The organism is Halomarinibacterium sedimenti (assembly GCF_019312585.1).
GTDB classification, from domain to species: domain Bacteria; phylum Bacteroidota; class Bacteroidia; order Flavobacteriales; family Flavobacteriaceae; genus Halomarinibacterium; species Halomarinibacterium sedimenti.
Genome location: NZ_JAHWDP010000001.1, coordinates 473,829 through 499,863 on the forward strand (window position 1 = coordinate 473,829; position 26,035 = coordinate 499,863).

Annotated in this window: 26 protein-coding genes and 1 tRNA gene; 18 read left to right on the forward strand and 9 right to left on the reverse strand. The window is 36.7% G+C overall.

All coding sequences use genetic code 11. The features are described 5' to 3' along the window. Positions 1–29 precede the first annotated feature (29 nt). Together KXJ69_RS02260 and KXJ69_RS02265 are read left to right on the forward strand one after the other, a co-directional pair. Positions 30–1,637, forward strand: coding sequence for a phage tail-like protein (locus tag KXJ69_RS02260; protein ID WP_219050850.1), 1,608 nt, complete (start codon positions 30–32; stop codon positions 1,635–1,637). A gap of 132 nt (positions 1,638–1,769) precedes the next feature. Beyond that, on the forward strand, positions 1,770–4,493 hold the full coding sequence (locus KXJ69_RS02265; RefSeq protein WP_219050852.1) for a phage tail-like protein: 2,724 nt from the start codon (positions 1,770–1,772) through the stop codon (positions 4,491–4,493). Between the two features lie 2 nt (positions 4,494–4,495). Here KXJ69_RS02265 and KXJ69_RS02270 read toward each other — a convergent pair whose 3' ends face one another. The 3 genes from KXJ69_RS02270 to KXJ69_RS02280 all read right to left on the reverse strand — a co-directional run bounded on the left by KXJ69_RS02270 (position 4,496) and on the right by KXJ69_RS02280 (position 7,761). Beyond that, positions 4,496–5,020 carry a DUF1697 domain-containing protein gene (locus tag KXJ69_RS02270; RefSeq protein WP_219050854.1) on the reverse strand — a complete coding sequence of 175 codons (525 nt, stop codon included), beginning with the start codon at positions 5,018–5,020 and terminating at the stop codon, positions 4,496–4,498. A gap of 2 nt (positions 5,021–5,022) precedes the next feature. Further along, positions 5,023–6,453, reverse strand: coding sequence for a pyridoxal phosphate-dependent decarboxylase family protein (locus KXJ69_RS02275; protein ID WP_219050856.1), 1,431 nt, complete (start codon positions 6,451–6,453; stop codon positions 5,023–5,025). 75 nt (positions 6,454–6,528) lie between these two features. Next, the gene (locus tag KXJ69_RS02280; RefSeq protein WP_219050858.1) at positions 6,529–7,761 is read right to left on the reverse strand and encodes a BaiN/RdsA family NAD(P)/FAD-dependent oxidoreductase; all 1,233 of its coding nucleotides are present in this window, start codon (positions 7,759–7,761) and stop codon (positions 6,529–6,531) included. A 190-nt stretch (positions 7,762–7,951) separates the two neighbouring features. Here KXJ69_RS02280 and KXJ69_RS02285 point away from each other — a divergent pair, with 190 nt between their 5' ends. Next, positions 7,952–8,371: a hypothetical protein gene (locus KXJ69_RS02285; RefSeq protein ID WP_219050861.1), complete on the forward strand. Its 420-nt coding sequence runs from the start codon at positions 7,952–7,954 to the stop codon at positions 8,369–8,371. 97 nt (positions 8,372–8,468) lie between these two features. Next, positions 8,469–9,500, forward strand: a complete 1,032-nt coding sequence (locus KXJ69_RS02290; protein WP_219050863.1) for an endonuclease/exonuclease/phosphatase family protein — start codon at positions 8,469–8,471, stop codon at positions 9,498–9,500. A 5-nt stretch (positions 9,501–9,505) separates the two neighbouring features. Here KXJ69_RS02290 and KXJ69_RS02295 read toward each other — a convergent pair whose 3' ends face one another. After that, the gene (locus KXJ69_RS02295) at positions 9,506–9,895 is read right to left on the reverse strand and encodes a 3D domain-containing protein (protein ID WP_219050865.1); all 390 of its coding nucleotides are present in this window, start codon (positions 9,893–9,895) and stop codon (positions 9,506–9,508) included. Positions 9,896–9,999: 104 nt separating this feature from the next. After that, positions 10,000–10,081 (reverse strand) — tRNA-Leu (locus tag KXJ69_RS02300). 124 nt (positions 10,082–10,205) lie between these two features. Between KXJ69_RS02300 and KXJ69_RS02305 the strand changes: the two genes are divergently transcribed. After that, the gene (locus KXJ69_RS02305) at positions 10,206–11,594 is read left to right on the forward strand and encodes a dipeptidase (protein ID WP_219050867.1); all 1,389 of its coding nucleotides are present in this window, start codon (positions 10,206–10,208) and stop codon (positions 11,592–11,594) included. Continuing rightward, on the forward strand, positions 11,594–11,983 hold the full coding sequence (locus KXJ69_RS02310; RefSeq protein ID WP_219050869.1) for an energy transducer TonB: 390 nt from the start codon (positions 11,594–11,596) through the stop codon (positions 11,981–11,983). The genes KXJ69_RS02305 and KXJ69_RS02310 overlap by 1 nt, the downstream gene beginning before the upstream one ends. 60 nt (positions 11,984–12,043) lie before the next feature. On the opposite strand, the gene KXJ69_RS02315 is transcribed toward KXJ69_RS02310, so the two are convergent. Continuing rightward, positions 12,044–13,246 (reverse strand): NAD(P)/FAD-dependent oxidoreductase, encoded by a 1,203-nt coding sequence (locus tag KXJ69_RS02315; RefSeq protein WP_219050871.1) that lies wholly within the window; start codon positions 13,244–13,246, stop codon positions 12,044–12,046. Between the two features lie 98 nt (positions 13,247–13,344). Next, on the reverse strand, positions 13,345–13,923 hold the full coding sequence (locus KXJ69_RS02320; protein ID WP_219050873.1) for a PhnA domain-containing protein: 579 nt from the start codon (positions 13,921–13,923) through the stop codon (positions 13,345–13,347). A 128-nt stretch (positions 13,924–14,051) separates the two neighbouring features. Here KXJ69_RS02320 and KXJ69_RS02325 point away from each other — a divergent pair, with 128 nt between their 5' ends. The 3 genes from KXJ69_RS02325 to KXJ69_RS02335 all read left to right on the forward strand — a co-directional run bounded on the left by KXJ69_RS02325 (position 14,052) and on the right by KXJ69_RS02335 (position 17,358). After that, positions 14,052–14,417: a BlaI/MecI/CopY family transcriptional regulator gene (locus KXJ69_RS02325; protein WP_219050875.1), complete on the forward strand. Its 366-nt coding sequence runs from the start codon at positions 14,052–14,054 to the stop codon at positions 14,415–14,417. A 1-nt stretch (position 14,418) separates the two neighbouring features. Next, positions 14,419–16,152 carry a M56 family metallopeptidase gene (locus KXJ69_RS02330; protein ID WP_219050877.1) on the forward strand — a complete coding sequence of 578 codons (1,734 nt, stop codon included), beginning with the start codon at positions 14,419–14,421 and terminating at the stop codon, positions 16,150–16,152. A gap of 105 nt (positions 16,153–16,257) precedes the next feature. Then, positions 16,258–17,358 carry a DUF4407 domain-containing protein gene (locus KXJ69_RS02335; RefSeq protein ID WP_219050879.1) on the forward strand — a complete coding sequence of 367 codons (1,101 nt, stop codon included), beginning with the start codon at positions 16,258–16,260 and terminating at the stop codon, positions 17,356–17,358. On the opposite strand, the gene KXJ69_RS02340 is transcribed toward KXJ69_RS02335, so the two are convergent. Both KXJ69_RS02340 and KXJ69_RS02345 read right to left on the reverse strand, forming a co-directional pair. Continuing rightward, entirely contained in the window at positions 17,353–18,243 is an 891-nt protein-coding gene (locus KXJ69_RS02340; RefSeq protein WP_219050881.1) for an ATP-grasp domain-containing protein, read from the reverse strand. The two genes, KXJ69_RS02335 and KXJ69_RS02340, sit on opposite strands and share 6 nt — an antisense overlap. 10 nt (positions 18,244–18,253) lie before the next feature. Next, a complete protein-coding gene (locus KXJ69_RS02345; protein ID WP_219050882.1) occupies positions 18,254–18,667 on the reverse strand; it encodes an RrF2 family transcriptional regulator in 414 nt (137 codons plus the stop codon). Positions 18,668–18,798: 131 nt separating this feature from the next. Here KXJ69_RS02345 and KXJ69_RS02350 point away from each other — a divergent pair, with 131 nt between their 5' ends. The 9 genes from KXJ69_RS02350 to KXJ69_RS02390 all read left to right on the forward strand — a co-directional run bounded on the left by KXJ69_RS02350 (position 18,799) and on the right by KXJ69_RS02390 (position 26,027). Then, positions 18,799–19,296: a c-type cytochrome gene (locus KXJ69_RS02350; protein ID WP_219050883.1), complete on the forward strand. Its 498-nt coding sequence runs from the start codon at positions 18,799–18,801 to the stop codon at positions 19,294–19,296. A 24-nt stretch (positions 19,297–19,320) separates the two neighbouring features. Beyond that, entirely contained in the window at positions 19,321–19,896 is a 576-nt protein-coding gene (locus tag KXJ69_RS02355; RefSeq protein WP_219050884.1) for a fasciclin domain-containing protein, read from the forward strand. A gap of 23 nt (positions 19,897–19,919) precedes the next feature. After that, positions 19,920–21,884, forward strand: coding sequence for a Sec-dependent nitrous-oxide reductase (nosZ, locus tag KXJ69_RS02360; protein WP_219050885.1), 1,965 nt, complete (start codon positions 19,920–19,922; stop codon positions 21,882–21,884). Between the two features lie 85 nt (positions 21,885–21,969). Continuing rightward, a complete protein-coding gene (locus tag KXJ69_RS02365; RefSeq protein WP_255571157.1) occupies positions 21,970–22,584 on the forward strand; it encodes a hypothetical protein in 615 nt (204 codons plus the stop codon). Beyond that, on the forward strand, positions 22,571–23,005 hold the full coding sequence (locus tag KXJ69_RS02370) for a nitrous oxide reductase accessory protein NosL (RefSeq protein WP_219050887.1): 435 nt from the start codon (positions 22,571–22,573) through the stop codon (positions 23,003–23,005). The genes KXJ69_RS02365 and KXJ69_RS02370 overlap by 14 nt, the downstream gene beginning before the upstream one ends. Further along, positions 23,005–23,307, forward strand: a complete 303-nt coding sequence (locus KXJ69_RS02375) for a cupin domain-containing protein (protein ID WP_219050889.1) — start codon at positions 23,005–23,007, stop codon at positions 23,305–23,307. The genes KXJ69_RS02370 and KXJ69_RS02375 overlap by 1 nt, the downstream gene beginning before the upstream one ends. Continuing rightward, a complete protein-coding gene (locus KXJ69_RS02380; RefSeq protein ID WP_219050891.1) occupies positions 23,308–24,555 on the forward strand; it encodes a nitrous oxide reductase family maturation protein NosD in 1,248 nt (415 codons plus the stop codon). Continuing rightward, on the forward strand, positions 24,542–25,252 hold the full coding sequence (locus tag KXJ69_RS02385) for an ABC transporter ATP-binding protein (RefSeq protein WP_219050893.1): 711 nt from the start codon (positions 24,542–24,544) through the stop codon (positions 25,250–25,252). Before KXJ69_RS02380 ends, KXJ69_RS02385 begins: the two co-directional genes overlap by 14 nt. After that, positions 25,245–26,027 (forward strand): ABC transporter permease, encoded by a 783-nt coding sequence (locus KXJ69_RS02390; RefSeq protein ID WP_219050895.1) that lies wholly within the window; start codon positions 25,245–25,247, stop codon positions 26,025–26,027. Before KXJ69_RS02385 ends, KXJ69_RS02390 begins: the two co-directional genes overlap by 8 nt. The last annotated feature ends 8 nt before the right edge of the window (positions 26,028–26,035 follow it).

Here is a 26,035-nt window from a genome sequence, read left to right on the forward strand (position 1 = left end):
CTACATATGCACTTTTAAAAGAATTTATTATGAAAAAAGTAGCATACATAATTGTATTTATTTCGACACTAAGTTTTTCTCAAGTGGGAATTGGAACAACTACTCCAGACGCATCCTCGATGTTGGACATTACAAGCACTAGTGCGGGAATCCTAATTCCACGAATGACCCAAGCGCAACGAACAGGTATTAGCTCTCCAGCAACGGGATTGTTGGTTTATCAAACAGACAACGCCTCAGGATTCTATTATTTTGATGGAGTTTGGACATCATTAGCTGGAAATACTATAGAAAAAATTAATGATTTAACCGATGGAAAATCCGATAACGATGGCACTCAAGATGGTTCATCCATTTTTTTAGGGGTGGACTCGGGAGCTCAAGATGATAGCTCAGATAATAGAAATGTCGGCATTGGATTTCAATCCCTTGCAGTTGTTACTAATGGTCTTCATAATGTGGGTATTGGATACCAAAGTCTACAAAATACAATTAGCGGAGACCGTAATGTGGCAGTAGGATATCAATGTCTTCAATATAATATATCGAATGGAAATACTGCTATTGGTTATCAAACACTTTTAGCAAATGTAAATGGCGATAGCAATATAGGTATAGGTAATAGTGCTTTACAGGCCAATCTAAGTGGATCTCGCAATGTAGCAATTGGAAACAATGTGTTAAATGGTACTACTGGTGCATCAGACAATATAGCTATTGGTTATAGAGTATTAGGCGGCACAACGTCCAGTGGAAATATAGGCATAGGACGGGATGTCATGTATGCACAAACTAGTGGCTTTCACAATATTGGAATTGGAAGACAGGTTCTAATGTCAAATCAAACAGGCTATTTTAATACCGCTATTGGATACCGAAGCATGTACGATATGACAGGTGGGAACGACAATGTAGGGCTAGGAAAATATACATTAGAACATAATGCGGGAGATGAAAATACTGCTATTGGAAACACCGCATTATTCTTTAATACAACAGGGACTGGAAATACGGCCTTAGGCAGGCGTGCCATGAATGAGAACACTACTGGCAGCTATAACACCGCCATTGGAATGGATGCTCTTAGTAGTACTAATATGGGAAACATGAATACCAGTATAGGGTATAATTCTGGCACAACAGGTAATTACAATACACTTTTAGGAGCCGCTGTAGGGGCAGGGTCGGGAGATAATAACATTATTATTGGCTATGATAGTGATTTATCTTCTACATCTGTTTCCAATGAAATACGTATGGGTAATACTTCTATAACCAGTGCCCGTATGCAAGTAGCATGGACGATAACCAGCGACAAACGTTGGAAAGAAGATATACGTGAACTTTCTTATAGCTCTGATTTTATTTCGAAACTTCGTCCTGTCGATTACCTTAGGAAAAACGATGATAAACAATTAAGAGAAATTGGTTTTATCGCTCAAGATGTGGCTCAAATTATCGAAGAGTTAGGGTTAAGCAATATGGGATTATTAACACAAGATGGAAATGGAAATTATGAACTTCGATACAATGACTTCATCCCTATTATCGTAAAAGCCATTCAAGAACAAAAAGAAGAAATCGATACACTAAAAAATAGGCTTTCCCAAATTGAAAATTTTCTTTCAGAAAATTGACCCAACCTATTTGAACGATGACATTTTTGCTCCATTTCGATGTAAAGATGAAGTGACCCCAAATCTACTTCATCTTTTTTAAACTTTACCCAACTCACTTGCCTACTTGTGCTTCTTTTAAAATAATGAATTATGAAAAAAGTCGCATTCATATTATTATTAGTTTCAACGGTAAGTATTTCCCAAGTAGGTATTGGAACGACTACTCCAGATGTATCTTCTATGCTTGATATTACAAGTACTGATGCAGGAATACTCATTCCTAGAATGACCGAAGCAGAAAAAACCGCTATTACCTCACCAGCAACAGGACTATTAATCTATCAAACTAATAATACAACTGGCTTCTGGTATTATGATGGAAGCGCATGGATAAATATTCCCACAACGGCAGGTTCTGGAGAATTTCAAAGTATTGGAGGAGTTGTGCAAAACACGACCAATGTAGGGGGAGATGACTTTGTATTTGGAGCTACCACACTATCGGGGTCTGATTCAAAATTTTGGTTTGACAAAAGCAAAGCAGCTTTTAGGGCTGGTGAAATCTCAGGAACCGAATGGGATGATATTAATGTAGGAGATAGATCTATTGCTTTAGGAAGTGAAACAACTGCACCTGGTGATTACTCAACTGCACTTGGGTATTTCTCCAATGCATCTGGTGATTTCTCCATGGGGCTTAATGGTGGACAAGCTTCCGGGACAAGTGCCGTCGCTTTTACATATGGTATTGCTTCTGGAGATAATTCCTTCGCTTGGAATGGTAGTGCTGCAGGACTCAATGCACTCTCCCTTGGAGGTACTGCCGCTGGACCAAATAGTATCGCACTCATGGGTGGTGACGTAGATGCCACTGCTTCCAATGCATTCTCCTTTGGAGATAGTGCCTCTACAACAGCAAACAATGCAATTTCTTTTGGACAGAATGCCGTCGCCTCTGGAGTGGATGCCACAGCTTTAGGATATTTCTCCAATGCTTCTGGTGATTATGCCATGGGCCTTAACGGTGGACAAGCTTCCGGGACAAGTGCCGTCGCTTTTACATATGGTATTGCCTCTGGAGATAACTCTATGGCTTGGAACGGTAGCGCCGCAGGAGCCAATGCACTCTCCTTTGGAGGTGCTGCCACAGGACCAAATAGTGTCGCACTTATGGGTGGTACTGTAGATGCCGCTGCTTCCGAAGGATTCTCCTTTGGAGATAGTGCTTCTACCACTGGAGCAAGCGGAATATCGATGGGGACCTCTGCTGTCGCTTCTGGGTCTAACGCCACAGCACTAGGCTATACTTCCAATGCATCTGGTGATTTCTCCATGGGGCTTAATGGTGGACAAGCTTCGGGTGTAGGTGCAATCGCTTTTACTTTTGGCACTGCCTCTGGTGATAATTCTATGGCATGGAACGGTAGCTCAGCAGGTGCCAATGCACTCTCCCTTGGAGGTACTGCCACAGGACCAAATAGTGTCGCGCTTATGGGTGGTACTGTAGATGCTGCTGCTTCCGAAGGATTCTCCTTTGGAGATAGTGCTTCTACCACTGGAGCAAGCGGAATATCGATGGGGACCTCTACTGTCGCTTCTGGGTCTAACGCCACAGCACTAGGCTATACTTCCAATGCCTCTGGGAATTTCTCCATGGGACTTAACGGAGGACAGGCTTCAGGTGTAGGTGCTGTCGCTTTTACCTTTGGTATTGCTTCTGGTGATAATTCTATGGCTTGGAATGGCACCTCAGCAGGAGCCAATGCACTCTCCTTTGGAGGTACTGCCACAGGACCAAATAGTGTCGCGCTTATGGGTGGTACTGTAGATGCTGCTGCTTCCGAAGGATTCTCCTTTGGAGATAGTGCTTCTACCACTGGAGCAAGCGGAATATCGATGGGGACCTCTACTGTCGCTTCTGGGTCTAACGCCACAGCACTAGGCTATACTTCCAATGCCTCTGGGAATTTCTCCATGGGACTTAACGGAGGACAGGCTTCAGGTGTAGGTGCTGTCGCTTTTACCTTTGGTATTGCTTCTGGTGATAATTCTATGGCTTGGAATGGCACCTCAGCAGGAGCCAATGCACTCTCCTTTGGAGGTACTGCCACAGGACCAAATAGTGTAGCTCTGATAGGGGGTGTTGCAACAGCCTCAGAGTCATTCGCTATGGGAGATAGCACAGAATCTCAAGGAGAAAATTCTTTTGTTATTGGAAGTGATGCGATAGCCTATTCTTATGGAGAAACCGTTTTCGGATTTAATAATGAAACTTATACGCCAAATAGTACAACTACTGCCAATGCTTCAGACTATCTCTTTGTAATTGGAAATGGAAATGTAGGAGGGTTACCAAGCAATCATAATGCCTTTACCATGCTTAAAGATGGAAAAACAGGATTTTCAAGGATTCCTACCACCAATATATTAGAAGTTGAGGGTGATGCTTCTAAAACTACAGCAGGGTCATGGCTTGGGAATAGTGACGGAAGATTAAAAACCAATATAGAAACTATTTCAGAAGTAAAAGCTCTAGACAAAATTTTAAAGTTACGAGGTGTTACCTACCAATGGGACGATCAAGTGACTGGATATAAAAGACCTGAAGGAACCCAGTATGGCTTTATAGCTCAAGAATTAATGAATGTATTTCCGGAAAAAGTGTCAAAAGACAATATGGGATATTATCAAACCGCTTATGGCGATTATGACGCTCTTTTTGTGCAAGCATTTAAAGCTTTGAATAATAAAATTGAGGCCTTGCAGAAAGAGAACACGCAATTAAAAGAAGAAAATGAATTGCTTAAAATAAAGCTTATGAAAATAACGGAACTTGAACTTAGACTTGAAGCATTGGAATCAGTTCAAAATTAGAATTACCTGCTGAGTTCAACTAACTTAACTATGGTATTGTAATTTCTAGCAGTGGCAGTGACGATTAGTTTCTTTTCAAAGAAATTGTTGCCCAATTTCGCGTTACCCGCACCCTGTGCATAATATATATAAACGCAATTCTCTGTTATGTAAAATTCCTCATTTGAGTTTGAAAACGTTGTTGTTAATTCTATATGCTCCAAAGAAGGTTTTTCTTCCAATAAAATGAAATAGCTTTTTTTTAATTTTTCACTAGAAAATGGTGATTTTGACAATATTTCTTCCAATTCTGAAGCTTTTTTAACCAAAACAGCCACTTTAAAGCCATATTTTACCTCAATAGCATTTGCAATTTTAGCTACCAAATTTGCTTCATTTTCTGTCGCAAAAGCAACATTCCCACTTTGGATATAGGTGGTTACCTTTTCAAATCCCAAAGATTCAAAAAGCAACTTTAAATCTGCCATCAAAATCTTTTTGTGTCCCCCAACATTTATTCCTCTTAAAAAAGCAATGTATTTTTCCATTATTACAGACCTTCGAGTGCAAATTTTTCACAAAGATTAATAGTGTCTTCCACATCCTTAAAAGTTGTACGTGGATTTATTAAACACATTCTTAAAACCACCTGTCCATTCAAAATGGTCGTTACCAAAAGCGCTTCCCTAGAAACCACTACTTCTTTGGAAATGTATTGGTTTAAAGCATCTAATTTTTTTTCAGTGAGTCTTTTGTTTATAGGGTTATAGCGAAAATTAATTACCGCCAATGTCGCAGGAGAGATAATTTCCCAATTTGGACTTTTCCGTAAAAAAGCTTCTGTTTTTTCTGCTAAAGCAATGTTATAGTTGATGGCCTTTCGGAATTCATTTAACCCGAAAGTTTTTATAGACATATAGAATTTTAACGCTCTGAAACGACGGGTTAATTCCATTCCATGATCGTAGAAATTAATTTCTGAAGTATTCCCTTCAACATCTCTTAAATATTCTGGTTTTTCAGTAAATGTATTTTTAAGCCATTTGTGATTCCTCACTAATAAGCATCCTATTTCATAAGGTTGGTAAAACCATTTGTGAGGATCTACTGTTAAGGAATCTGCCTTATTTATTCCTTTTAATAATTCCTTTCCGTTTTTGGCTAGAATAGCCGCGCCTCCATACGCGCCATCAATATGAAACCATATATCCTCTTGTTTACAAATTTTTGCAATTGACACAAAAGGATCCACTGTCCCTGTATTGGTAGTGCCTGCGGTAGCAATAAGGCAAAAGGGTTGCCAGCCTTCCAAGCGGTCTTTGGCAATAGCATTTTTAAGTTTATTAATGCCAAATTTAAATTCTTGATCGGTTGGAATAATCCTAATTTGTTCCTTTCTAAAACCTAAAATACGAATGGCTTTAATATTGGAAGAATGCGCTTGATCTGATAAATAAATCACTGCCTTAGAAAAATCATCTCCACATTTTATACGCCTAGCCGTTACAATGGCCGTTAAATTTGCCATAGAACCCCCACTTGTAAAAATTCCGCCTCCTTTTACCACTGGAAATCCAAAAATTTTCAGCAACCAATTCATGGTTACTATTTCTAACTCTGCTGCTGCTGGGGAAGCCGCCCAACCTCCTGAAAATATATTAAATCCAGAAGCTAAGCTATCGCCCATGGCTCCAATAAAATTACTTGGACCTGGTACGAAAGAAAAAGATTTAGGATGTGCAACGATAGTGCTTTGCGTCATTACATTATCCAACACAAAATCCAATACATCAAAAGGATTGGATGGTTTTTCTGGAACTTCTTCAAGAAAAAGCTTATCCATTTCTTCTCTAGAGCTAATAGCTACGGGTTTCTTATTATTTAATTGTTGATAATGAGTTGAAATAGCCTTTATTACCTTTTCACCATACTTTTCCATGGCTTCATTTGTAAGCTCTAAAGTTCCGTTTTTGTGAATCATGTATGTTCTGTTTTCTAAAGAAGGGTACAAAGGTAGGGCTTTTACACCTGTAGCTAAAAAAGGGGAAACTAAATTTTAAATAGTTTCTGAAACAGATTGTGCAACAATAAATCCTCCCGTCCAGGCATTCTGAAAATTAAATCCTCCTGTAATGGCATCAATATTTAATACCTCCCCAGCAAAGTATAAATTAGGGACGATTTTACTTTCAAACGTTTTAAAATTTACTTCCTTTAAATCGACCCCACCTGCTGTCACAAATTCTTCTTTAAAGGTACTTTTCCCTGTTACTTGAAACTGAGATTGCGTTAACTGAAGGGCTATATTTTGAAGTTGTATTTTTGAAATCGTGGCCCAAATTTCATTTTCAGAAATACCCGCAGCTTTCAGTAAGCTTTGCCATAAACGCTTTGGCACATTTAATTGAGCATATTTATACAGTGTTTGTTTTGGGTTAACGTCTTTTAATTCTAATAATGCTATAACGGCTTCCGATTCAGAAAGGTCATTCAACCAATTTACTTTAATAGAAAAGTGATAGCCTGTTGGTTCCAGCAATCGTGCTCCCCAAGCAGATAGTTTTAAAATTGCAGGACCACTCATCCCCCAATGGGTTATTAGTAAAGGCCCTTGGGATTCAAGTAGTATTTTTTCTGTTTCTGAAATCACTTGAACTGAAACATCGGTTGCTATCCCTGGCAAATCTAAAATTCTCTCATCTTTTATATTGAAGGTAAACAGCGAGGGAACTGGAGGGACGATGGTGTGTCCTAACGATTCTAGAAGTTTCCAAACTTTAGGATTACTTCCCGTAGCGATTACTAATGTCTTGGCTATAAAATCTTCTGAAGTCGTTGAGATTTTAAATGCGTTCTCATCTTTTTCAATAAACTTTACCGAACAGTTTTTATGTAAATCAATTTTGAGCCTAGTCATTTCCTTTAAGAAACAATCGATGATCGTTTGAGAACTATCTGAAACTGGAAACATTCTCCCATCCTCTTCAATTTTAAGCGCTACTCCTCTTTTTTCAAACCACTCAATGGTATTTCCTGTCATAAATGTATGGAAAGGTCCGAGCAGTTCTTTTTCTCCTCTAGGGTAGTTTTTTATTAATTCATTTGGGATAAACTCAGAATGGGTAACATTACATCGCCCACCGCCAGAAACTTTTACTTTGGTAAGTACTTCTTTCCCACGTTCCAAAATTGCAATTTTTGCCTTGGGTAATTTTTCAGCAGCATTGATAGCTGTAAAAAATCCAGCAGCACCTCCTCCTACAATTACGATGTCGTATGTATTATTCACATTTCAAAACTACTGAATTAATACCTTAATTTTTCTGAGGTTTTATTAATATATATCAAATTTGAATAGGATCAATAGACAAATTCCACATAAAAGTTATAAACCACTGTTAATAAGATAATTGTAGGAAAAGTAAAAGCAATTCAATTATTTAGTAAATTTCACCTACTAACAACTAAATCAATACATTATGTTTTCAAAGAGTAATTTAATTAGTACGCTTGTTACAGCGGTTTGGGGCTATTTTGGAGGTTGGTTAATTTGGGGAATGCTTGTGGATCCTATTTTAACAGAACACTCTACGGCCACTGGCATTATGAGAGAAATGCCAGACATGGTGCATCTTATTATTGGATGTATTATTGTTGGTTTTGCTTTATCAACAATTTATAGTAAATGGGCCAACGGAAATTTTAGCCCTACTACTGGAATGACTTTTGGTGTATGGGTTGGAATTTTAATGGGTTTTGGTGAAGGGATGGTAAATTTTGCGGTAATGGACATGTTAGACCTTACAGGAACTTTAATCAACGGTGTTACTTATGTTGTATTCTATGCTATAATGGGGTTATTAGCTGGCTTGGTATACCAAAAAACAAGTCCTGCTTAATCTACAAGACACTTAAAGTAAAAAGCTTCAGTTTGTGCTGAAGCTTTTTTTGTTTAATTTAAATTATAATGTTTAATACTTACAGTAATTTAGCACTATGATTTTGTTCCATTTCCTTTGTGTTATTTTCATAATAAGTCCATTCTTTCCTCTTACTAATAACCCACATTGGTTTTTTAGAACACCCGATTTTATAAGATTACAGTCTCTTGTTGTAGAAATCACCTTATTGATTTTGTTATTTGTATTCAACTCAAATCCCAATACTTTTCAATGGATTTTAGTCACGGGATTATTAATTGCCATCCTTTATCAATTTGAAAAAGTATATCAGTATTCGTCTCTTTTTAAAAGAAGAAAATCTAATTTGACTGAAGAGAAAATATCTTTGTTAGCCGCCAATGTATTACAAGATAATACCCATTATGAAAAGTTTTTGGCTATAATACACAAGTATAACCCCGATTTGGTTTTAGGGATGGAAACCAATTTAGCCTGGGAAAATGCCTTTTCCACTATCGAAGAAAAGTATCCATATACTGTGAAAATTCCGTTAGAAAACTACTACGGAATGCACCTATACTCTAAAAAGGAATTATTTAATATTACCAAAAAGCATCAAGTAGAAGAAAATGTTCCGTCTATATTTTGCGAAGTAGGAATAGAAAAAGGAAAAAACATACTCTTAATATGTTTACACCCTGCTCCTCCCAGTCCTACCGAAAATGATACTAGTATAGAACGAGATGCCGAACTCATGCTCACAGGTAAATTTATTCGGAATCAAGAACTGCCCACAGTAGTGTGTGGTGACATGAACGATGTGGTTTGGAGTCGCCCAACAAGGTTATTTAAAAAAATGACTGGAATGAAAGACCCCCGTGTAGGAAGAGGATTTTTTCCAACTTATCATGCAAAATATTGGTTTATGCGCTTTCCTTTAGATCATTTATTTCATACCAAAAATTTACTGGTTGGTAAAATGGAACGGACGCAATACTTTGGAAGTGATCACTTTGGAATGTACTATGAAATACATATAAAGAACACTCCTAAAACACCTAAAAACCCACATCTAAAACCTGATGAAAAAGAAGAAATAAACGAACTTATTGAACGGTCTGAGTAAAACTTTTACGGAACCAAATACTGTATCCTTACTTTTTTTCTTCCCCATGCTCTTGCTGCTTTAATATCTGTACCAAAATAGATATCTATTCTTTTTTTCCATTTAGCATGCATCTTATCATTTACAATAAAAATACCTTCCAAACCCTCTATTTTAACTTTAGTATGTCGTGTGAGGCCTAACTTTATCAAATCATTAGAGACTGCAATAGATTTTTTATCGGGATGCAAGGTATCTCCCCAGGCAGTATTATAGGGATCCCCATCTGTTTGCCATGTTGTAGAATTATAGGCAGTGCCAACTACCTCAAGTGTGCACCATTCTTCCTTTTCTTTACAAGAATATAGAATAAAAGTTAGTACAAGTAATAAGAGTATAATCGCTTTTAGTCTCATTGTTCCAGAAATTCTGGTTGCTAATTATCTAAAAGTAACAAATAATAAATGGAATTTTAATGAATTAAATAAAAAAGCCTCTAATCTCTTAGAGGCTTTGCAAGTGCGGCTGAAGGGAGTCGAACCCCCACGCCTTGCGGCACTAGATCCTAAGTCTAGCATGTCTACCAATTCCATCACAGCCGCTACATCCTATTCACTAAAATTCTTGGAACGGGTGGCAAATATACATAATCCTTAGAATTTACAAACAATCTTTCTTTTAAAAATACTCCTTTTTGTACCTTCGCAAGAATTGAAAATATACTCCATGGAAAGTGCAAAACCTTATATCGAGCAACATAAACAACGTTTTATTGACGAATTGATCGAATTATTAAAAATTCCATCCATTAGTGCAGACTCTGCCTATAAAAAAGATGTTATAAACACTTCTGAAGCTGTAAAAGCTAGTCTAGAAAAGGCTGGATGTGATAAGGTAGAAATTTGTGAAACTCCAGGATATCCTATAGTCTATGGAGAAAAAATAATTAATCCGTCCCTTCCCACTGTTTTGGTCTATGGGCATTACGATGTACAACCCCCAGATCCTTTGGATTTATGGCACAGTCCTCCTTTTGATCCTATCATAAAAAAGACTCAACTTCATCCAGAAGGGGCCATTTTCGCGCGTGGCGCGTGCGACGACAAAGGTCAAGTGTACATGCACGTTAAGGCGTTGGAATATATGACGGCTACTGGACAATTGCCTTGTAATGTAAAGTTTATGATTGAAGGTGAAGAAGAAGTAGGCAGCAAAAGTTTGGGATGGTTTGTGGAAAGAAATCAAGAAAAACTGTCTAACGATGTCATTCTTATTAGTGATACCGGAATGATTGCTAAAGACATTCCTTCCATTACCACAGGGTTACGCGGACTTAGCTATGTAGAGGTGGAAATAACGGGGCCAAATCGTGACTTACATAGCGGTTTGTATGGAGGTGCTGTGGCAAACCCTATAAATGTATTAACCAAAATGATTGCTTCATTACACGATGAAAACAATCATATCACTATTCCAGGATTTTACGATAAAGTGGAAGAGCTCACGGCAGAAGAAAGAGCCAAAATGGCCGAAGCGCCTTTCAGTAAAGAAGCCTATTGCAAATCTTTGGATATTGAAGATGTGTATGGCGAAACAGGCTACACCACCAATGAGCGAAACTCAATCCGCCCAACCTTAGACGTAAACGGAATTTGGGGTGGTTACACAGGCGAAGGTGCCAAAACCGTTATCGCTAGTAAAGCCTATGCAAAAATTAGTATGCGACTGGTTCCCAATCAAGATTGGGAAGAAATTACGCAACTCTTTAAAACACATTTTGAAAGCATTGCTCCCAAAGGGGTGACTGTAAAAGTAACTCCGCATCACGGTGGACAAGGATATGTAACACCTATCGATAGTGTAGGGTATCGTGCCGCAGAAAAAGCTTATGAAAAAACCTTCGGAAAAACACCCATCCCACAACGAAGTGGCGGAAGTATTCCTATTGTTTCTTTGTTTGAAAAAGAACTAAAAAGTAAAACCATTTTAATGGGCTTTGGACTAGATAGTGATGCCATTCACTCTCCTAATGAGCATTTTGGTATTTGGAATTACTTAAAAGGGATTGAAACCATTCCTCAGTTTTATCATTATTTTACAGAAATGAGCAAGTAATGAAATACAAGGTCTTTCTTTTAGTTTGTATAATTTCATTTGCCTGCTTTTCTCAAAACCCAGTGAGAGAAGCTATTAAAAATTCCAATTTACAAGAGATAGCTTTTCAGTTAGGTTTGGAACCAAGTTCAGAACAAACTATTGAAACTTCATTTACGGTTGATACTGATGGAACCCTAATAAATTTAAAAGCTTCCTCTCCTTATCCTGAGTTAGAAATGGAAGGATTAAACATATTAAAAAGTGTTGGCAAGCTTCAGCCACGCGAAGTAGGTGGGGAATTGGTTACACAAGATATTAATTTACCTATTGTATTTACGGTTGAATCTAAACAATCCCGTTTGTACCGTCTTCGGAAAGTAGCTAGGAGGAAGCAAATTGAAAATTAAAATTCTACTAGGTCTGAAAAGCAAAAAAGCCATTCAAAATGAATGGCTTTTATTTTAAGTTTAGGGTAATCTTGAATACCCGTGACGGGTTTTCCAAAGAAAGTATTTTTCAAACAGTATTTTTGAAAAATCGAAAATCACATTAGGAATCATTATGGCAAAGTTTCTAGGCTTAAACAACTTGTCGCTAATAATAATAACCTCTTTTTTACCTGCATCCATGATACAGAGGCCAGGAATACTTCCCCAAGATTTCTTTTTTAATTTTTCAATTCCTTTATCCACTCGAATGATATTTTCGGCCACTATTTTTCCTGTCTCATCAGATGGGTACCCCGTTTTTGGAGTTGAAAAAGGTACTTTCCCTGGGGTAAATGGCAATTTTACCTCCACTGCAATACCTGCAGCCCAGACATTGGGAATGCTAACGTGTCTATAATCCTCACCCACAGGAACATAACCTGATGGGTTGGCCTTAATAGATTTTGAATTGGTTACAAGGTCTACTCCTATAAAAGGGGGCATGAGCATGGTAAAAGCACTTGGTAAAACCTCTCCTGTACTTAACACGACACCATCTGGTTTTACTTCTTTTACTGCCACTTCGGTACGATAATGAATATTAAACATTTTCATAAAGGATTTGAGCATCGTTTCTCCTCCGGTGATACCATCTATCCCAAAATGTCCTAAATATGTTTCGGGTGTAATCCAGTATAAATCTACTTTTTTACGAATGTTTTGTTCCCGTAACCATTTTTCTATATTAAACAAAAACTCGTACGCAGCTCCCATACAACCCGCATTTTGAGTAGCTCCAATTACAATAGGACCGGGGTTTTGTTTAAAATCTTCTAAAGCTTTTCGGGTTTTCATAGCCCCATTTGGAGTGCCAATATAATACGCATGTTCTTCAACACCGGGGGCAACATCAAACTGTACTTTAGGACCCGTCGCTATCACTAAATGGTCATAAGTAAATTCTCCTTTTGTAGTAATGAGTTTGTTATTATCGGCATCAACTTCCAAAGCTTCCGCTTGAAGAAATTCTACCCCTTTTTTGCGAAGTATTTCGTCTTTTCTGAATGAAATATCTTTAATCTCTCGTCTTCCAAAAGGAACCCAAATTAATGATGGAATAAAAAGAAATAAGGGAGATTTATCCACCACCAATACGCGGTATCTATCCTTCCCTTTTCTTTTAAGCTCAAGGGCGGCAGTCATTCCTGCAAAATTCCCTCCAATTACAATAGCCGTTTTCATGATACATTGTTTTAAAGTATAAAGGTACACTACCTATATCCCTTAAAATATGACCATCGTCAGCTACAAAAAAGGAATTTTCTTAAAAGCTGAAAACACTAAATTTTCTTTACATAGTCTGTAATGATGACAATATGCTGTCCATCTACTTTGCCTTCAATATATTTTTCATTTTCGTGATCTAAAGAAATTCTACGCACAGCAGTTCCTTGTTTAGCAACCATGCTAGTACCTTTTACTTTTAAATCTTTAATAAGCACAACACTATCTCCCGCTTCAAGGATGGCTCCATTACTATCGCGGTGAATAATGGCATTGCTTTTATCTTTCGCATCTCCTGAAGCTTTGGCCCACTCTTTTACGTCCTCCTCCATATACATCATATCGAGTAAATCTTGTGGCCAGCCTTCAGCTTTTAACCGTTGTAACATCCGCCATGCCATCACTTGTACTGCTGGTTCTGTGCTCCACATACTATCATTTAGACACCGCCAATGATTGACATCACGTGCATCTGCATCATCAAATTGAGAAATACAAGTGTTACATGCCAGGATATGAGCCTCGAGTCCCGATTTAGGATAGGATGGCACCTCATATGGAATCAGGTTTTCAGTTTGTCCACATAATTCGCATTGATTATGGGCTCTTTTGTGTAATTCTCTTTCTAAACTCATTTTTTTTTAATTTGAAAGTTCCCAAAGGTAACCGAATCCTTCAAAAGTTAAAATTTTAAAAATATTTTATTCTATGTTTGTAGAATTAAAATATTATTCTACATTTGTAGAGCATTAAAATAATCACTATGCAATTATCCAATGCCGAAGAACAACTGATGCAATTTCTCTGGAAGCAGAAAAAAGCTTTTATGAAAGATCTTATCGATGCATATCCAGAACCCAAACCTGCACAAACAACCATAGCAACACTCTTAAAACGGATGCAGGATAAAGAATTTGTGGATTATATTCAATTAGGGCGTTCTCGGGAATACTACCCTTTGGTGAAAAAAAGTGACTATTTTGGGAAACAAGTACATGGGATGATTAAGAATTTTTTTAATAATGATGCTACCCAGTTTGCGTCGTTCTTTACACAAGAAACCAATTTAAGTAAAGAAGAATTAGAAGATTTAAAAAAGCTCATTGAAGAACAAATAGAAAAGAAATAGTATGGAACTTTATGTATTAAAATCGGCTGCGTGTTTGTTTCTCTTCTTCGGGTTTTACAAACTCTTTCTAGAAAAAGAATCGGTACACCTTTTTAAACGGTTTTATTTATTGGGAGCACTTTTGGTTTCCTTTGGCATTCCATTGGTTGTATTTTCTACCTATGTTGAAGTCCCTCTTACAGAGATTACGCAACACATAACCTATTCAAGTACCGAAGTGGTTGCTAAAAGTTCTTCCGGTTTTGAATTTTTGTTACCTATTATTCTGTGGAGTGTATATGGGTTGGGTGTGCTTTTCTTCGGAACTCGTTTTGTTTTAAACATTCTAAGTATATTCAGACGAATTAAAAAACATCCCCTTCAAAAAAATAGAAACTTTATTACCGTTTTATTAAATATCCCTACCATTCCTCATACCTTTTTTCAGTATATCTTTTTAAATAAAGAAAGTTTTGAAAACCGAAGCATCCCAAAAGAAGTGCTTTGGCATGAAGAAACCCACGCTCGTGAATTACACAGTTTAGACATCCTAATAATCGAATTAATACACATAATCTTTTGGTTTAATCCGTTGTTTTATTTCTTCAAAAAATCGATGAAATTAAACCACGAATTTTTGGCAGACCAATCGGTTTTAAAAAGAGGGGTAAACACTTCTGCATATCAAAAAATTTTATTGGCATTCTCATCAAATGCTCAAATACCTGTGCTAGCGCACGCCATTAATTATTCATTCATCAAAAAACGATTTACAGTTATGAAAACACACACATCCAAACAAGCCATATGGCTTAGAACCATGTTATTACTGCCGTTAGTGGCATTAACATTGTATAGTTTCAGTACAAAAAAGATTATTGAAAAACCCATAGAAAATGAGATAGTTACCGTATTTGAAAAAGCAACTCAAGAGGAAATAAACACCTACAATCAACTTGCCTCTCTGTACAATAAACAACCCGAAGCAACAAGAGTAATTCCGCTTTCCGACTTAAAAACGTTGGAAACGATTTATCGAAAAATGACTTCGGAACAAAAAGAAATGGCGGTTCCATTTCCTAATTGTCCGCCACAAGAAAAAAATATCAAAATTAAAATAAAAGGAGATAAAGTAATTGTGAACGATAAAGTAAGTTCCATTACAAGTTTTGCACAAGATCTTGATGCCATAACCAATGGATGGAAGAAAAAAGATTTCGAAAAAGTGGCCTTGGATATTCTAGTAAGTAATCCAGATAAGAAATTTATGGAGAGGCTAGAGGTAGAATTCAAAAAAACACAACTTTATAAAAACAATCCAAAAAAAGACGGCCTTATTCCACCACCACCTCCAAAACCCGATGGTAAAAATATTTTTATTGAAGAAGAAATCGAGGAAATTGAAGGTCCAAGAAAAAATGTTTTTATCGAAAAGGAAGTGGAAGAAATAAATACAAAAGAACCTACTATAGAGGAGGAAATTGAATATTATAATGAGTTTTTGGGTCCAGACACGCCTCCACCACCCCCTGCTCCAGACGCAGAAATACCACCGCCACCGCCAAATCCTGTGGAACATATGAAAGAATTAGCTAAAAAAGGCGCGAAATTTTATTTTAATGGTGATGAAATAGCAGCAAATAAGGCAATTGAAATCGTTAAAAATTCGAATGACATTAATATCGATATTCGAAAAGGAAATGACAAAGTCCCATATGTAAAACTCTCAAAGACGCCCATAAAAATTGAAGATTAAGTTTTAGTTTCAATCAAAAAAAGGTCTCAAGAAATTGAGACCTTTTTTTGTAACAAATTCAAACAATTTACGTTCTAATTATCTATTCATCAATCAACAACAGCTATGTTACAACGTTTTTTTATTTTCTGCTCGGGTGCAGACATCGATATTCTTGACCAATGTTCTGCGGGGGAGAAAACCAAGTATGCGGGGATAGGCGCCACCGTTTTCTTTACGGCGGTAATGGCAACAATCGCTGCCTCATATGCCTTATTTACAGTTTTCGACACGATGTTTACGGCTATTCTCTTCGGGCTTATTTGGGGAATGCTCATCTTTAATCTGGATCGATTTATTGTTTCTACCATTAAAAAAAGAGATAGCATTTTTGACGAATTAATTCAAGCTTCACCACGAATTCTCTTAGCTATTATTATTGCCATTGTTATTTCAAAACCTTTAGAATTGAAAATTTTTGAAAAAGAAATCAATCAGGTGCTTTTGGAAGAAAAAAATGAAATGACACTAGAAAATAAAGACCAATTAGCCCTTCAGTTTTCACCTAACATTGAATCATTAAAATCTGAAAATGAAAGTTTAAAACAAGAAATAATTAACAAAGAGACCGAAGTAAACAATTTATATGAAACCTATATTGCCGAAGCAGAAGGACGAAAAGGCACCGAACTCGTTGGGAAAGGACCTGTATACAAGGAAAAACGAGAAAAACACGATGCAGAGTTGGCGGCACTATCAGAATTACGAAATACAAATACCGAAAAAATTACTGCCAACGAAGCACAAATGGCGTTATTGGCTTCAGAATATCAAACCAAAGTGGCTGAAACCCAACCCGTAATTGACGGTTTTGATGGATTAATGGCACGAGTCAATGCATTAAATAAGCTCCCTTGGTTACCTTCATTATTTATCTTTTTGCTGTTTTTAGCTATTGAAACCTCCCCTATTATTGCCAAATTGCTTTCCCCTAAAGGAGCGTATGATTTAAAATTGGCAGAGCAAGAAGGTGCCGTTACTACTTGGGTAGCACAACAAAAGTCCCAGCGTGATATTTTAGTAACGACAGATCGTGAAGTTAATAATCGAGTGTATGCAGACATTGCTGAAGAGCAAGAGTTATATGATTATAAACGAAAAAAAGCACGAGAACTCATGCAAATGCAAGCCGATGCCTTTTACAAAAAACAGAAAAGTGTTTTATAAAAACTGAATAATCCCTTCGGCAAAAGATTTTGCCGAAGCCGGGTTGTTTCGCACCCATAATTCAGGTTCTACAATTTCTAATTCAGAAAGGTAGATTTTGCCTTCGTTATCCCAAATAATATCCGCTCGTCCATAGGCTGGCATAGGATCGCAAGCAGCAAATACTTTTTCAGCAAAAGCAATTTCTTCTTTAGAAGCTTCGTAAGGATGGACCGTTCCGCCAAAATCATCTTGCACCCTAAAGTCGCCAGGTTTCGCTTTCTTTAAGATAGCGTGGGTAAACTTTCCGTTAAATACCATTAAAGATACCTCCCCCAACGTAGTGATAGTTTCTTGATATTCTTGAACAAGCATATCTCTTTCTTCAACCAACTTTTTGAAAAAGTCTTCCTTTTCAGGAATCTCACGTTCAAAAATTTTATAGGTATGAAAGGCAGCCCCCGAAATGGCAGGTTTTATGACAATGTTTTTCCACTGATAAATAAAACAGACTTCTTTTAAATTTTGCCAGTTTCCAGTATCTACAAAATGGGTAGGTACTATGGAAATTCCTTTTGCTTGTAAATCTTTCAGATAGTGTTTGTCGATATTCCATTTAATTAATGAATAAGGGTTAATTAAAATGGTCTTCTCTTTAATGTTTTCCAACCAGGGCCAAAACTCATCAAAGCGCTCAAAATAATCCCATATGGTTCTAAAAACAACTGCTTTTGTTTGGCTCCAATCGTAATTAGGGTCGTCCCAATAAGTTCTTGCAACGGTTAATCCTTTTGCTTCCAAAGCTTCTTTTAGAAATTGATATTCGTCTAAAATATTCTGAATGTATGAGGTGACAACTTCAGGCTTGTGATAGGGTTTACAGGTGAGGATGGTAACGTCTGTCATTCCGGCTTAATCATAAGTAATTTAAATCTTCTTGTAAATCTGTAATACGAACATTTTTAATAGAGTTTCGAAGGGATTCCTTCTCAAATGCAACTAAGTTATGAATAGGACACGGATTTATTTCATTACAGCTCTCAAAATTTAGGATACATTGGCTAAAGTTATCCTTTCCTTCCAATTCAATAATAATATCCATCACAGACCTATCTTTTTGTTCTTTGGTTAGATAAAAGCCTCCATAAGGTCCCTTTACCGAATGAATAAAATTTTTGGAAGCTAATTGATTCAAAATCTTCGATAAAAAGGGCTTATGCAAATCCAGTGCATTAGCAACATCTTTTGCCAAGACTCTTTGTTCTTCTGAAGAATGTACTGCAATATAGTGGAGGGCTTTTAACGCGTATTTTGACGTATTTGCAAACATAAATTTCGAATTCCTACGGCGCAAAAATACAATTTTCTAAAAAAGACTTGAAAGTATTTTTTATGATTTTGGTCATATTTTAGAACAAGTACACCCTTTACTTTTGCTTAGATAATTTAACAATCATACCTATGAAACTTAGTTTTAAAATTTTAGCAATTTCAACTTTAGCTCTACTTATGAGTTGTGGAGAGAAAGATACCAAAAAAGAAGAGAAAATATCTATTGGGACTACCCAACCAAAAAAGGAAGAGGTTAAAAAAGAAGTCGCAAAGGCTTCTGAAACGATAGACCTAACTAATAAAGGTATTGGCCCTATAACAAGTGTCACGCTGGATGCAGAGATTAATTCTGCCATGGCTTTAAAAGGTGAAGAAGTATTTAAAGCAAAATGTACTGCTTGCCATAAAATAGGCAAGAAATTTATTGGCCCTGCCCCAAACAAGATTTTGGAACGCAGAACTCCAGAATGGGTAATGAACATGATTTTAAATCCGGAGGAAATGACTCAAAAGGATCCTCTTGCAAAACAATTATTGATAGAATTTAATGGCTCTCCTATGGCAAATCAAGGTTTAACAGAAGAAGAAGCTAGAAGTATTTTGGAATATTTCAGAACACTTGAATAAAATAATTACTAAAACCAATTAATTATGAAAGCACTATTAAAAACAGCTTTTGTTTTATTAAGTTTCTTAGCAGTTATAAGCTGTAAAAACAACACCCCTAACGAAACTAACGATGCAAAAGTAGATTCCCCTTCTGAAAATGCTACCACCGAATCTCAAGGGCAAGCATTTTTGAAGGATGACGAAGCCACACCCAATGTCCTAGATATTGCTATTGGCTCTCCAGATCACACTACCCTAGTTGCTGCTGTGCAAGCAGCGTCATTAGAAAATGCGCTAGTAAATACGGGACCTCTAATGGTTTTTGCACCAACTAATGAAGCATTTAACAAACTCCCTGAAGGGACAGTCGAAAATTTATTGAAGCCTGAGAATAAGGACCAATTAGCCTTTATTTTAAAGCATCATGTAACTCCCGGAAAATACGACAAAGAATTCCTGAAAAAATTCAAAACGTTGGGACAAGCAAGTAATGAAAATGTTATCGTAGAAGTAAAAGATGAAGATGTATTTATAGGAGGAGCAAAAATTATTGCTAGCGTACCCGCTGGAAATGGTATTGTTCACGTAGTAGATGCCGTCATCCTTCCAAACAATTAATCACTAATCGTAAATAATTAACAATGAAAAAAATAATCCATTTAATTACAGCTTTTGCCTTCCTAGGAATGCTTATAAGCTGTGGTAACAATTCGCAAAACATAAAGAAAAAGCAGGGAGCACTTGGCTCTAACGCAGCCGAAAAAGTGTATGTAGCTCCCGGTGAATATGACGAATACTACGCCTTTATTTCTGGAGGTTTTAGCGGTCAGCTTTCTGTTTATGGACTACCATCTGGAAGACTGTTTAAAGTAATCCCTGTTTTCTCGCAAGATGCAGAAAAAGCTTGGGGATATAATGAAGAAACTAAACCTATGCTTAATACTTCTCACGGATTTGTTCCTTGGGACGATGCCCACCACCCGGATATTTCGCAAACCAACGGAGTGGTAGATGGACGTTGGGTATTCATCAACGGAAACAATACCCCACGTATTGCAAAAATTGATTTAACAACTTTCGAAACAACAGAGATTATAGAAATCCCTAACAGTGCAGGTAACCATAGTTCCTCATTTGTAACTGAAAACACTGAATATGTTGTCGCAGGAACTCGCTTTTCTGTACCCATTCCGCAAAGAGATATGCCTATAAAAGAATACAAAGGAAACTTTAAAGGATCATTATCTTTTATAAGTGTAGATCCTGAGGATGGCGGAATGGATCTTAAATTCCAGATTATGATGCCCGGTTTCGATTACGACTTGGCACACCCAGGGCGTGGTGCATCTCACGGATGGTTCTTCTTCTCTACATATAACACGGAAGAAGCTAGCACATTGATGGAAGTTAATGCTTCTCAAAATGACAAAGACTTTATCGCTGCGGTAAACTGGAAAAAAGCCGAAGAATACATCAAGGCTGGAAAAGGAAAAATGATGCCTGCAAAATATGCACATAATGTGTATAATGAAAAAACCCATACAGCAACTTCAACAATGAAAGACGAAGTGCTTATGTTGGATGCTTCAGAATTACCTGGCTTGGTTTATTTATTACCCACACCAAAATCTCCTCACGGTTGTGATGTAGATCCTTCTGGTGAATATATTGTTGGTAATGGTAAACTTTCTGCAAACCTTACAATTCATTCATTTACAAAAATGCTTGCCGCTATTGAAGCGAAAAAGTTTGACGGGGAAGCCTATGGTATTCCGATCTTAAAATTTGAAGATGTATTGGCCGGAGTAGTAGATCAAGCTGGATTGGGACCACTTCATACTGAGTTTGATGGTAAAGGAAATGCCTATACAACATTCTTCATTTCTTCTGAAGTGGTAAAATGGAAATTAGGCACATGGGAAGTAGTCGACAGACAACCGTGTTACTATTCAGTAGGTCACTTAATGATTCCAGGAGGAAACTCTAGAGAACCTTTTGGAGATTATGTTCTTGCAATGAATAAAATCACTAAAGATCGTTATCTCCCAACGGGACCCGAAGTAACACAATCAGCTCAGTTATACGATATTTCTGGTGATAAAATGGAGCTTTTATTAGACTTCCCAACCATTGGTGAGCCTCATTACGCTGCAGGAATTAGAGCCGACATAGTCATGAAAAATTCTAAGAAAATATACAAACTTGAAGAAAATGAACACCCATTTGCAGTAAAAACCGAAGCAGATACAAAAGTTGTTAGAGATGGAAATGTAGTACACGTATACATGACGATGATACGAAGTCACTTTGCGCCAGATAATATTGAAGGGATTAAAGTAGGTGATAAAGTATATTTCCACGTAACCAACCTAGAGCAGGATTACGATGTGCCACACGGTATAAGTATGATTGGAGCGAATACATCCGAATTATTAATTATGCCTGGGCAGACTGAAACCTTCCTATGGGAACCCAAACAAGTAGGGGTTTGGCCATTCTACTGTACAGATTTCTGTTCTGCATTGCACCAAGAAATGCAAGGATATGTTAGAGTTTCACCAGCTAGCTCAACCTTACCACTATCTTGGTCCTTAGGTGAAGATTAAAAAAGGGAATTGATAAGATTAGTAATTAGTAATTCCTTTATGGGTGGGGCCTAAAAACCCCACCCTAACTTTAAATAACTACAACATGAAGCTTAAAAAATCAAATATTATTATGCTATTGGCTTCCCTATCCATTTTAGGCCTATTCCTTTTTCCCCTTTGGAATATCACCTTGGAAGCCCCTCAATATCCCATTCCACTGGGGATGGATATCTACATAAATGATTTTGCAGATGCAAATCCTCACGATATAAAAAATATTAATTTGATGAATCACTATGTAGGGATGAAATACATTCCGGAGTCCATTCCAGAATTTAAAATATTTCCAGCAGTAATCATTACGATGTCAATCCTAGGTTTATTAATAGGATTAAAAGGAAACTACAAATGGTTTTTAGGCTGGTTAATTGTCATGCTCATACTTTCAGGAGCGGGAATTTATGATTTCTACTTGTGGGAACATGATTATGGACACAATCTAGATCCTAAGGCTATTATGAAATTCACTAATCCCGATGGCAGTATTATGGGCTTTCAACCTCCTTTATTTGGATCAAAAGATATTCTTAACTTTAGAGCACATTCCTATCCACAATTAGGCGCCTATTTTCTGGCCTTTGGTATGTTCTTATCTTTTATAGCATTCTGGTTAGGAAAAAAAGAAAAGGCTAAAACTCTCAATAATGAAAGCAATTAAATATACTTTATTTGTGGCATTCTTCCTTTTGTTAGCATGCCAAATAAAACAAAAGGAAATAAACTATGGAGCAGACCATTGCGAGTTTTGTCAAATGACCATAGTCGATAAACAACACGCGGCACAGATAGTGACGAAAAAAGGAAAAGCCTACAGTTTTGATGCTATAGAGTGTATGGTGCATTATTCCGAAGACATCGACACCTCAATGGTTGGGTTGTTTTTAGCTGGGAATTATAATGTATCTGAATCACTCATTAATGCTAGGGAATCGTATTTCATCATTTCAGAAAATATTCCAAGTCCTATGGGTGCATTTCTATCGTCAGTGCCGACAAAGGCCGAAGCAGAATCCATTGTTAAGGAAAAAGGTGGCAACATTTATACTTGGGAAGAACTTCTAAAGCACATGGGAAACTAATGAGTGATTTTTACAAAATAGACACTACTATTTCAAATACTAAATTTGAGGGTCTATCGATTCAGAAATTATGGAAGCAAGAACATGCTGAAATCTTATATATATCCTTAGAAAAAGGAAGTATATTTCCAAAACATGATGCGCCAAGAAATGCTTTCTTACAAATGCTGGAAGGACAAATAGTTTTTTATATTGCCGAAAAGGAATATATGATAAAAGAAAATGAGAGTTTTCAGTTTCCTGCCAAAGAGCTTCATAGTGTTGCCGCCATTCAAAATTCAAAATTTTTAATTATTCGCTAGTTGAAAACCCCTATAATATATATCATTCTTTTCTTGGTATCTACTTGGACGAGTGTTGCCAATACTATTGAGGTATGCGCCACTTGCAAAGTGAAAACCGTTAAAGAAGCTATTGAAATTGCTTCGGAAAATGATACTATTCTAATCAAAAAAGGGACTTACAAAGAGTATAATATTGACATCAATAAACCCCTAACCATCATTGGCGAAAATTATCCAGTTATTGATGGAGAACTGAAAGGAGAAATCATTCGAATTACGGCAGACAATGTCACCTTAGATGGTTTATTTATTATTAATGTTGGCACAAGTTATACCGAAGATTTTTCAGCAGTGAGAGTTGTAAAAAGCAAGAATTTTGTCATTAAAAACTTGGTCTTGGAGAAACTTTTCTTTGGAATTTATCTCGAAAAATCAAGCTACGGCAAAGTATTTCACAATAAAATAATTGGGGATGCCAAAGAAGAATTTAATTCGGGAAATGGCATTCAGTTATGGTATAGCCATCATATCGAAGTGGACAAAAACATTATCACACACGTGAGAGATGGGATTTATCTAGAATTTGCAGATCATTGTAGCATCACAAACAATATTAGTACAGACAACGTACGATACGGGCTTCATTTTATGTTTTCAAATGACGATATTTATGAAAACAACGACTTTCAAAATAATGGAGCGGGGGTAGCAGTGATGTTTTCAAAAAAGATAGAAATGTACAACAACATTTTTCAAGGAAACTGGGGAACCGCTTCCTACGGTTTGTTACTGAAAGAAATAAATGATTCTAAAATAAAAGGCAATCTCTTTAAAGAAAACACCACGGGTATCAATATCGAAGGTTCAAATCGGGTGACCTACTCCTTCAATACGTTCGAAAAAAACGGATGGGCGATTAAATCGCGAGGTGCATGTTATACCAATATTTTTTCAGAAAATAATTTCCTTTACAATACCTTCGATTTATCCTATAACAGTAAATTGAATGACAATAAATTTGAAAACAACCATTGGAGTGATTACAGTGGTTATGACCTTGATAAAGACGGTATTGGAGATGTACCGCATAAGCCCGTAAAACTTTTTTCGTACGTTGCCAATAGAACACCTGAAGCGATTATACTTTTAAGAAGTTTATTTATAGATATTATCGATTTTTCTGAAAAAGTATCTCCAGTTTTTACCCCAAATAATCTTGAGGATATCTCACCAAAAATGAAACGCATTGTATATGATAGAAATTAAAAACATTCATAAGTCCTTTAGTAAAAATGAGGTGTTAAAAGGAGTAGATCTTGTTATACCTGAAGGAAATGCTATTGCGGTATTGGGCCCTAATGGCTCGGGAAAAACCACATTAATAAAAAGTATTCTTGGGATGGTTTTGCCCAATCAAGGTGAAATTTTCCTAAATACTAGGAACATTAAAAAGGGTTGGGAATACCGAAAACAAATTGATTATTTACCCCAAATTGCCAATTTCCCCAATAACCTAAAAGTATTTGAACTCATTAAAATGATAAAGGATATTCGAGGTGGTGATATAGCCAATGAAAACAAATACATCGATTTATTTTCATTACATCCTTTTCTAAATAAAAAACTAGGAAACCTATCTGGAGGTACAAAACAAAAAGTAAATCTCGTGCTTGCTTTTATGTTCGACAGTCCAATTATTATTTTAGACGAACCCACTTCGGGTCTTGACCCCGTGTCGTTATTGGTGCTTAAAGACATCATTTTAGAGCAAAAAGTCAAAGGAAAAACACTCCTTATTTCGTCTCACATTATGAGTTTTGTAGAAGCTGTATGTGATAAGGTGATGTTTATTTGGGAAGGCAAAATCTATTTTAATGGAACCATTGCCGACTTAAAAAATGAAACAAATGAAGATGATTTTGAACATGCCATTGCCCACCTTTTAAAAAACGCTCATGCTTAAAATATTAAAATATAGTTTCTACGATTTAATACGAAGCAGATGGAGCTATGTCTATTTTGCCTTCTATCTTCTATTAGGCTTTGTTTTGCTTTTTTTGAATAACGATGTTTCCAAAGCGGTCATTACCTTAATGAATGTTATCATTATCCTTGTACCACTCATGGGGACTATGTTTGGGATTATGTATTTTTATAATTCGAAAGAATTTACAGAACTTTTACTCGCCCAACCCCTAAAACGAACCTCCATTTTTATTGGGCAATATTTGGGTGTGGCTACGTCTCTATCGTTAAGTTTAATTTTAGGGTTAGGAATTCCTTTTTTGGTCTATGGTATTTTTAAATCTGAAGCCATTTTAGACTTTTCATTGCTTTTGGTGACCGGCGGATTTCTCACATTTATATTCACAGCTATTTCATTTTACATAGGCTTATCCAATGAAAATAGAATTAAAGGCTTCGGCTATGCAATTCTCTTTTGGCTCTTTATGGCCGTTATTTATGACGGACTATTTTTAATATCACTCATCCTTTTTGAGGAATATCCCCTCGATACGTTTTCACTTATCGCCAGTATGGCAAACCCCATAGATTTGTCACGGATTTTAATTCTTTTAAAGTTGGACATTTCGGCGTTAATGGGCTATACGGGTGCTGTTTTTCAAAAGTTTTTCGGCACAAGCTGGGGACTTATTGTTTCGCTAGGAGTGCTGTTTCTTTGGGTTTTAATTCCCGTTTTATTAATTAGAAGGAAAGCGCTTAAAAAAGATTTCTAACTTTGTAG

Excerpts from the sequence above, each read along its gene's own strand:
- KXJ69_RS02260 (WP_219050850.1), top strand. The coding sequence starts at position 30 with ATGAAAAAAGTAGCATACATAATTGTATTTATTTCGACACTAAGTTTT.
- KXJ69_RS02265 (WP_219050852.1), top strand. The coding sequence starts at position 1,770 with ATGAAAAAAGTCGCATTCATATTATTATTAGTTTCAACGGTAAGTATT.
- KXJ69_RS02270 (WP_219050854.1), bottom strand. The coding sequence starts at position 5,020 with ATGGAAAAATACATTGCTTTTTTAAGAGGAATAAATGTTGGGGGACAC.
- KXJ69_RS02275 (WP_219050856.1), bottom strand. The coding sequence starts at position 6,453 with ATGATTCACAAAAACGGAACTTTAGAGCTTACAAATGAAGCCATGGAA.
- KXJ69_RS02285 (WP_219050861.1), top strand. The coding sequence starts at position 7,952 with ATGTTTTCAAAGAGTAATTTAATTAGTACGCTTGTTACAGCGGTTTGG.
- KXJ69_RS02290 (WP_219050863.1), top strand. The coding sequence starts at position 8,469 with ATGATTTTGTTCCATTTCCTTTGTGTTATTTTCATAATAAGTCCATTC.
- KXJ69_RS02295 (WP_219050865.1), bottom strand. The coding sequence starts at position 9,895 with ATGAGACTAAAAGCGATTATACTCTTATTACTTGTACTAACTTTTATT.
- KXJ69_RS02305 (WP_219050867.1), top strand. The coding sequence starts at position 10,206 with ATGGAAAGTGCAAAACCTTATATCGAGCAACATAAACAACGTTTTATT.
- KXJ69_RS02310 (WP_219050869.1), top strand. The coding sequence starts at position 11,594 with ATGAAATACAAGGTCTTTCTTTTAGTTTGTATAATTTCATTTGCCTGC.
- KXJ69_RS02315 (WP_219050871.1), bottom strand. The coding sequence starts at position 13,246 with ATGAAAACGGCTATTGTAATTGGAGGGAATTTTGCAGGAATGACTGCC.
- KXJ69_RS02320 (WP_219050873.1), bottom strand. The coding sequence starts at position 13,923 with ATGAGTTTAGAAAGAGAATTACACAAAAGAGCCCATAATCAATGCGAA.
- KXJ69_RS02325 (WP_219050875.1), top strand. The coding sequence starts at position 14,052 with ATGCAATTATCCAATGCCGAAGAACAACTGATGCAATTTCTCTGGAAG.
- KXJ69_RS02330 (WP_219050877.1), top strand. The coding sequence starts at position 14,419 with ATGGAACTTTATGTATTAAAATCGGCTGCGTGTTTGTTTCTCTTCTTC.
- KXJ69_RS02335 (WP_219050879.1), top strand. The coding sequence starts at position 16,258 with ATGTTACAACGTTTTTTTATTTTCTGCTCGGGTGCAGACATCGATATT.
- KXJ69_RS02340 (WP_219050881.1), bottom strand. The coding sequence starts at position 18,243 with ATGACAGACGTTACCATCCTCACCTGTAAACCCTATCACAAGCCTGAA.
- KXJ69_RS02345 (WP_219050882.1), bottom strand. The coding sequence starts at position 18,667 with ATGTTTGCAAATACGTCAAAATACGCGTTAAAAGCCCTCCACTATATT.
- KXJ69_RS02350 (WP_219050883.1), top strand. The coding sequence starts at position 18,799 with ATGAAACTTAGTTTTAAAATTTTAGCAATTTCAACTTTAGCTCTACTT.
- KXJ69_RS02355 (WP_219050884.1), top strand. The coding sequence starts at position 19,321 with ATGAAAGCACTATTAAAAACAGCTTTTGTTTTATTAAGTTTCTTAGCA.
- nosZ (WP_219050885.1), top strand. The coding sequence starts at position 19,920 with ATGAAAAAAATAATCCATTTAATTACAGCTTTTGCCTTCCTAGGAATG.
- KXJ69_RS02365 (WP_255571157.1), top strand. The coding sequence starts at position 21,970 with ATGAAGCTTAAAAAATCAAATATTATTATGCTATTGGCTTCCCTATCC.
- KXJ69_RS02370 (WP_219050887.1), top strand. The coding sequence starts at position 22,571 with ATGAAAGCAATTAAATATACTTTATTTGTGGCATTCTTCCTTTTGTTA.
- KXJ69_RS02375 (WP_219050889.1), top strand. The coding sequence starts at position 23,005 with ATGAGTGATTTTTACAAAATAGACACTACTATTTCAAATACTAAATTT.
- KXJ69_RS02385 (WP_219050893.1), top strand. The coding sequence starts at position 24,542 with ATGATAGAAATTAAAAACATTCATAAGTCCTTTAGTAAAAATGAGGTG.
- KXJ69_RS02390 (WP_219050895.1), top strand. The coding sequence starts at position 25,245 with ATGCTTAAAATATTAAAATATAGTTTCTACGATTTAATACGAAGCAGA.